Genomic DNA, 5,079 nt, shown 5'->3' with positions numbered 1-5,079 from the left:
GTCGTCTCCTTGGTTGGGGGCCTTGTCGGCCGATGTGGCCCCGTTCTGGCACGCCCGCCCTGACGCTGGCCTGACCGAAGGTGTTCCTCTCCGCAGTCGCGCTCGCAGCAACAGTCTTGTTCTGGCTTTGAAAATCAATGAGATGCCGTAACGGGGCCTGCGCCACGACCCTCCCGTTATCGTTGCATCGCGGAGGGCAAGCTGGCGCCATTCCCGTATCGGAACCTGAAGGAGGGCGGCGGGATGAAGCTGTTTGTCGGACTGGACGTGTCGCTGGAGACGACCGCGATCTGCGTGGTCAGCGAGCATGGGAAGATCGTGAAGGAGGCGCATGCGGCCAGCGAGCCGGAAGCGCTGATCCGCTGGATCAGGGAGCTGGACGGCACCATCGCGGCCATCGGCCTGGAAGCTGGCCCCCTGTCGCAGTGGCTGCACCGCGGGTTGACCGAGGCGGGCTTTGGCGTGGTGCTGATGGAGACCCGGCAGGTGAAGGGCGCGGCTCGAAGGCCATGCCGATCAAGACCGATCGCCGGGATGCCGAGGGGATCGCGCGCCTGCTTCATCTGGGGTGGTTCCGACCGGTTCACTTCAAGTCGGTCTCGGCACAAGAGGTTCGCGCGGTTCTGAACGCGCGCAAGGCGGTGCAACAGGGCTTCATCGCGCTGGAAATGTCCTTGCGCGGTCTGTTGCGAAACTTCGGCCTGAAGGTCGGCTCCATTTCGCGCGGCAGGTTTGAACAGCGCATTCGCGAACTGGCTGCGGGCAATCCGATGCTGGAGGCGGCAACCGAACCGATACTACGGGCGCGATTGTCGCTCCGACAGGAGCTGGCCGGGTTGGAACGCCGCGTCCGCCAACTCGCGCAGGAGGATCCAGCCTGCCGCCGCATGATGTCGATGCCCGGCGTGGGCGCGGTGGTCGCCCTGACCTATCGATCCGCCGTCGATGACCCCGGCCGCTTCACGTCCTCGAAGAAGGTCGGGCCGTGGGTCGGACTGACGCCCTCGCGAAATCAGTCGGGCGAGCGCGACGTCTCGGGCGGGATCACCAAGGCCGGCGACGTCAATCTCCGTCGTGCCCTGTGCCAGGCTGCAACGGTCATGATGCACCGTGGCCGTTCGACCTGGCTCAGAACATGGGCCGCACAGGTTGCCCGTCGCCGTGGATCGAAGCGCGCGATGGTCGCACTGGCGCGCCGCATCGGTGTCATCCTGCATCGCATGTGGGTCGAGGATGCCGACTTCCGTGCCGATCGTCCGGCTCCGATGGTGGCCTGAGGAACCGGGCCCCTAACTGACCCGCCTGACGGCAGGCCTTCGAGGTTCCCCCAGGGACGCGGTTCCGATGATGCCGTGGTCCGGACTGTTGCCCGCTACGCGAAGCACGCCAATGAGATAGGCACATCGGAATTGCATTGAACCAGCATCATGTTGGCAGCCACCGCGCTGACCACGGACCGAAGCATGCACCCGGGGTGATCACAGAAGAAGGCAGGCCCGAGATGGACGACAAAGGACGATCGTCTCAATCCATCCGCTCCTCTGCGGGTGAAATCTCGCGGCCAAAAGAGCTTGACCGGGGCGTCCCCGTTACCGAAGTCCGGACCCTAGCGGCCCAGACCGCAGCTTCCTCGACCAGAGATGAACGTCGCGGCGCGGCGTCACCGAGCCAGTCCTTCACCGCGCATTCGAGATCGGAACCTGACGGAGACCCGCCGGGCCCAGCCCCTCACGATAGTGTTGAGGGCTTGCTCACCACGGGCCAATTGTGTATATACGTCGATATATCCAGGGAGCCGCGTCATGATCGAAACCAGGATCCGGAGAGTTGGCAACTCTGCCGTCATGACCCTGACCACCGAAATGCTCACCATCCTCGACGCGAAGGAAGGTGACACGCTCTTCGTCTTGCGCGGAGACGACGGCAGCCTGAAGATCACGCCGCACGATCCCGGGGTCGCGGCCGCGCTGGCCGCCGCGGAGATCGTAATGGACGAAAACCGCGACCTGCTTCAGGCCCTTGCGTGAGCGAACCGGTCTGGGTTCCGCTCGCTGCGGTCCTTGCCATCCATGACCGACAGATCGCCCGCCATGGCGGCGCGTCGGGCATGCGCGACCGGGCCCTCCTGGAGATGGGCTGCGCTCGTGCGATGAACCTCGCGGCCTATACCGACTCAGGCCTTGCGGAGATTGCCGCGGCCTATGCCTTCGGCATCTCCAAGGCTCATGCCTTCGTGGATGGCAACAAGCGCACGGCCTTCGTGACGGCGCTCACATTCCTGCGTCTGAACGGCTACTCTTTCCGCCCCGACACGATCGAGGGCGTCAGGATGATGGAAAGCCTTGCGGCGGGAGAGATCAGCGAGGCGGATTTCGCCAGGTGGCTGGCGACCGGAATGAGCGCGATCTGACTCATCGAAGATTTCTTCGACATCGCAGTGAAGCGCGAAAGCGTGGGCTGCGAGGCCAGCCCCGGACCGCCGAGTGGCGTCAAGATCGCGCCGCAGAGCAGGCACATGAACCGAGAGCAGATCGCCCACTTGCAGCCCTGCCAGGAAATCCTCGCGCAGATTGAAGGTGAACCACGCCTGATCGAGATCGACGATCGTGAACAGCGGCGCACCGGGGCCGACATTTTCGTCCAACTCGATCAGGCGCGCGGAAATCTCGCCGCTCAGCGGTGCGTAGATCGTCAGCTCGTCAAGATCGGCCTGACGCTGGGCAAGCGTGGCCTCGGCCTGCGCGACCTGTGCGGCCGCCACGGCGCGTTCTTCGGGCGAAGCACCGGCACGGGCCAGATCAAGCTGGGCCTCGGCGGCCTCGACACGACGCGCGGCATTATCGACATTGCGCATGGTCTGGCCGATTGCGGCCTGCGGGCGCAAACCGCGCTCCCCCAGTTCCGTGTCCCGCGTCACCTGTTCTTCGGCCAGTCGCAGATCGGCCTGTGCTGCGGCCAGTTCCGCCTCACGGGCGCGGATCATTTCGGGCCGTGTCGCGCCCGCAGCCGCCTGTGATGCGCGCGCCACGTCCAGACCCGAGGCCGCAGCGGCGTGGGAGGTGACGAACTGCGGGTTGGACAGTTCCGCCAGTATCTGCCCAGCCTCGACCCTTCCACCCAACTCGGCCAGGATCTCGGCCACGCGTCCAGACGTGCGCGCGGAGACATCGACCCGCGGGGCCGCGACCTCGCCTTGTACCAACACCGCAGCGGGACGTGTGACCCACCTGATGAGCGACGCGGCAACCGATATCGCAAGAAGGGTGATCACCACAAAAGGAAGAAGTGTGGCCTTGCGGGATGAGACCTGCTGGGAGGACATGAGGACTGGCGCGCCGCCAGCTCGCCAGGCCGACCAACAGCTGAACCGGTCGCGATCATGTCCCGGACCACGCGCGGCGATGCCGGCCGGTGGGTACGGCGCCGCCGCGCGCGCAAACTGGGAATCGTAACGGAAGAGCCATCGAACTGTCACCGGCCCTTCAAGCAACGGCCGTAGCCCTGACGCGCTCGCAGCATTCCCCACCCAGGAGAACCGACAATGCTCAGGACTTCCGTATCCGCGATCTGTCTCGCCCTCGCGCTGGCTTCCGGCTCGGCCCAGGCCGAAACCGTGTTCCCGGCCAAGCTGGCCGGCCACGCCTACATCCCGGCGGCTTCCTTCATTCCAGCGCCGGCAGATGCCCCGTCCGATGCGAAGGTTTCCGGCAAGTTCACCACCGGCGTGCGCGTCGACGCCGTCGGCACCGTGCCGGGCGACACGGGTGCCCTGCATGGCAGGCGCCTCACCGGCCTGTCGCTGCCCTTCGAGGGCCAGCCGCTCCAGGGCCTGTCCGGCTTTGCCATGACACTCGCCGATGACGGCTCGATCTGGGCGATCACCGACAACGGCTACGGCTCCAAGGCCAACAGCCCCGACACGCTGCTGTTCTTCCACAAGGTCGCGCCGAACTACGAGGACGGCACGGTCGATGTCAGGGAGACCATCTTCCTCTCCGACCCGGACCGCAAGGTTCCCTTCCGCATCGCCTATGAGGGCACGGAAAGCCGCTACCTGACGGGCGCCGATTTCGATCTGGAGAGCATCCAGGTGATCGGCGAAGACGTTTGGATCGGCGAGGAGTTCGGCCCCTACCTGATCAAGGCCGGCCTCGACGGCAAGGTGAAGGCCGTCTACCCGACCATGATGGACGGCCAGCTCGTCAAGAGCGTCGATCACCCGACCATCAGCGGCCTCTCCAAGCCGGGCGTCGACTGGACCGTCCCCCGCTCCGGCGGTTACGAGGGTCTGGCGCTGCAGCCGGGCACGGGTCTGCTGTGGGGCATGCTGGAGAAGCCGCTCGTGGGCGAGGACGGCCAGCCGATCGGCAGCTACCTCCCCGTTCTCGCCTTCGACCCTGAGAAGGGCGAGTGGACCGGCCAGAGCTTCAAGTTCGCGCTGGCCGAGGGTGCGACCGCCATCGGCGACTTCAACTTCATCGACGAGACCCGCGCGCTCGTCATCGAGCGTGACAACGGCGAGGGCGATCCGTCGCTGAAATGCGAGGGCGAGGCCAAGCCGGACTGCTTCCCCAATCCGGCGATGCTCAAGCGCATCGTCCTGATCGACACCGCGACCATCGACGCCGATGGATTCGTGCGCCGCATAGGCCATATCGACCTCATGAACATCGCCGATCCCGACGGCAAGAACCGGCTCGAGACCGTCGCCGGGCGTGACCTGACCGGCATCATGACCTTCCCGTTCTTCACGATCGAGAACGTCATGGCCGTGTCCGACACCCAGATCGTCGTGGCAATGGACAACAACCTGCCATTCTCGTCCGGTCGCCAGCTCAACGCACCGGCCGACAACGAGTTCATCCTGCTCGACGTGCCGGAAATGCTGGCCGCCAGATAAGGCCCCGAACGGAATTGCCCTCCGCCCGCGATCGCGCGGCGGGGGGATGCCGCCGCGCAAAAGCCGCGCTGCGCGGGGTCGCGTCTTCGCGCCGGACGCCCAACGTCAGCACCCGGCTCAATCGCATGTTTCACGTCGGCCTAGGGATCAACGGGGAACCTGGCGCCGAGATTGATCAG

At 65.7% G+C, this 5,079-nt stretch carries 3 protein-coding genes and 2 pseudogenes; 4 read left to right on the top strand and 1 reads right to left on the bottom strand.

Going from position 1 to position 5,079, the window contains the following annotated elements; genetic code table 11:
• Positions 1 to 243: 243 nt before the first annotated feature.
• The 3 genes and pseudogenes from GH815_RS18440 (at position 244) to GH815_RS18430 (ending at position 2,410) form a co-directional block, all read left to right on the top strand.
• Positions 244 to 1,277 (top strand): annotated as a pseudogene (locus tag GH815_RS18440) (IS110 family transposase).
• A gap of 567 nt (positions 1,278 to 1,844) precedes the next feature.
• A complete protein-coding gene (locus tag GH815_RS18435) occupies positions 1,845 to 2,027 on the top strand; it encodes an AbrB/MazE/SpoVT family DNA-binding domain-containing protein (RefSeq protein WP_246176536.1) in 183 nt (60 codons plus the stop codon).
• Positions 2,024 to 2,410 carry a type II toxin-antitoxin system death-on-curing family toxin gene (locus GH815_RS18430; RefSeq protein ID WP_343030967.1) on the top strand — a complete coding sequence of 129 codons (387 nt, stop codon included), beginning with the start codon at positions 2,024 to 2,026 and terminating at the stop codon, positions 2,408 to 2,410. Before GH815_RS18435 ends, GH815_RS18430 begins: the two co-directional genes overlap by 4 nt.
• Before the next feature lie 93 nt (positions 2,411 to 2,503).
• Here GH815_RS18430 and GH815_RS19340 read toward each other — a convergent pair.
• Positions 2,504 to 3,322: pseudogene (locus GH815_RS19340) on the bottom strand (HlyD family secretion protein); the annotation flags it as partial.
• Between the two features lie 219 nt (positions 3,323 to 3,541).
• On the opposite strand from GH815_RS19340, the gene GH815_RS18420 reads away from it, so the two are divergent.
• Entirely contained in the window at positions 3,542 to 4,900 is a 1,359-nt protein-coding gene (locus GH815_RS18420) for an esterase-like activity of phytase family protein (protein WP_153750184.1), read from the top strand.
• Positions 4,901 to 5,079: the final 179 nt, after the last annotated feature.

This window comes from Rhodovulum strictum (genome assembly GCF_009649175.1).
Lineage (GTDB): Bacteria > Pseudomonadota > Alphaproteobacteria > Rhodobacterales > Rhodobacteraceae > Rhodovulum > Rhodovulum strictum.
Note: the sequence above shows the minus strand (reverse complement) of the source record. Positions and strands in the feature narration are given on the sequence as shown.